This is a genomic window from Actinocrinis puniceicyclus, assembly GCF_018283645.1.
Classification (GTDB): domain Bacteria; phylum Actinomycetota; class Actinomycetes; order Streptomycetales; family Catenulisporaceae; genus Actinocrinis; species Actinocrinis puniceicyclus.
The window spans coordinates 1-1628 of record NZ_JAGSXH010000303.1; the positions used below are offsets into that span (position 1 = coordinate 1).

Here is a 1628-nt window from a genome sequence, read left to right on the forward strand (position 1 = left end):
GGGTCTGGCCGGTGCCGAAGCCGTCCTGCGCCTGCGCGCCCTGCACGCCAATGGCGACCTCGACGCCTACTGGGACTACCACCTGCAACGCGAACACGAACGCGTCCACGCCTCACGATATCTCGATGGCTTGATACCCATCTGACGCACCCTCAAGGAGCCGCACCCAAAGGACTCTGCCACCGGCCCGGGCGCCGACGTCCAGATGTTGACGATGCTGGTGCCGACGGACAGCCGCTCGGTCGCCTCCAGAAGCGGATCGACCATGTCCAGCTCGGCGCCGGGAGAGGCGCCGAGCCAGAGCGTCCCGTAGCCGATCTGCTCCAGTTCGCTCGCGGTATGCGGTGTCACGTGCGTGTAGGGGGCCCAGATCGCGACCCGGCCAAGATCCTCAGCATTCATACTCGCGGCAACCTTCACCGCCGCCCGTGCTATTCCCGCGCGAGCTGACCGCGGCGTCGGAGCAGCGCTTGAGGCTGCTCGCTCGCCTCATAACTCAGCGAGCTCGCTTGGCTTCGTGCCGGCTCGTCGCACCCGACCAGCTCCCGCATGGCTCCGTTGCCGTGCCGTTCAAGGGAACTCGCGACGGTCAGGGCCTGCTGATGGACCTTGCGGATGGCCTCGGCTACTGGATTCAGGTCGACGACGGCTGGCGCATGGGGGTGTTCCGCCGTCGGCTCACCCGCCGGTGCGCGAGCTGATCGCGGCGCGGCAACAGGGGCCAAGCTTCGCCTGGGCCGGTTTCGCCCGGGCTCTCGGCTGTAGATCTCGAAATTCGGCTCGGCGATCTTCGCTGGCCCATCGCCTCGTTGCGTCATAGCAGGTCATCCCTGAAAGGGCGGGGTCGGTCAAGGGTGCGTCTTGTCCGGTTCTGTGGTGCTCTTGGGCCTGTCGGAGGGCGTGGGGTATCGCGGCCCGGCGTGGCTGGGTCGTGGTGGTAGTGCTGTGGGGTTGTGGCCACCAGGGGTGTTCTGGGTGCGCAGCGGCGGGGCTGCCGGTCATCCCTTCGCCGCGCCGCGCGGGACAGGGTGTCGGGGCGCGGGCGGCAGCCGCACCGAGGCCGACTCCGCCCTCGGGCGGGTGGCCGCCGACCGTTTCCGCACGCTGCCGCCCGATGAGCAGTCTGCTCACGCCGTGAGGGGCAGCGGGCCGCTGGCCTGTGCGTTGCGTAGTGCGGTGCGGGCGAGCGCGGCGCCGCGGGTCAGGCGCTGGACGAAGTCCGCCGAGGCGCGCGGCCCGCTGGTCGCAGGCTCCTGGCAGGCCCGGCATCGTCCCGCGGCGGCGAGTGGTGCGCGGCAGTCCTCGCACTCGGGCCGGGCGGGTGCGGGAACCGGCTTGGCGGGCATCTTGCCGCGCAACCTGCACTCGACCAGCCGGGCCGGGTGGTGGATCGAGGGCGGCAAACCCGCGGTCAGTGTGTTGATGATGTGCAGGTCGGATGCGCCGCGCCGCCGCCATTCGGTCACCAGGTCGGCGAGCCCGTCGATCTCGCCGCGGCCGAGCGCCAGTCTCGGTTCGGCGCGTGCGACGCGCGCGAGCAGCGCGGCGCTGGCCGCCTGCTCGCCGTGCCCGTGGTCGCCTCCGGCCCTCCCTCCCTGACCGTCGGCGCTGTCGGCGCTGTCGGCGGC

At 71.4% G+C, this 1628-nt stretch carries 1 protein-coding gene and 1 pseudogene; one reads left to right on the forward strand and one right to left on the reverse strand.

The window, feature by feature from the left end; genetic code table 11:
* Nucleotides 1-563 precede the first annotated feature (563 nt).
* Nucleotides 564-701 carry a hypothetical protein gene (locus KGA66_RS28915; protein WP_211472766.1) on the forward strand — a complete coding sequence of 46 codons (138 nt, stop codon included), beginning with the start codon at nucleotides 564-566 and terminating at the stop codon, nucleotides 699-701.
* Between the two features lie 426 nt (nucleotides 702-1127).
* On the opposite strand, the pseudogene KGA66_RS28920 reads toward KGA66_RS28915, so the two are convergent.
* A pseudogene (locus KGA66_RS28920) lies at nucleotides 1128-1628 on the reverse strand (hypothetical protein); the annotation flags it as partial.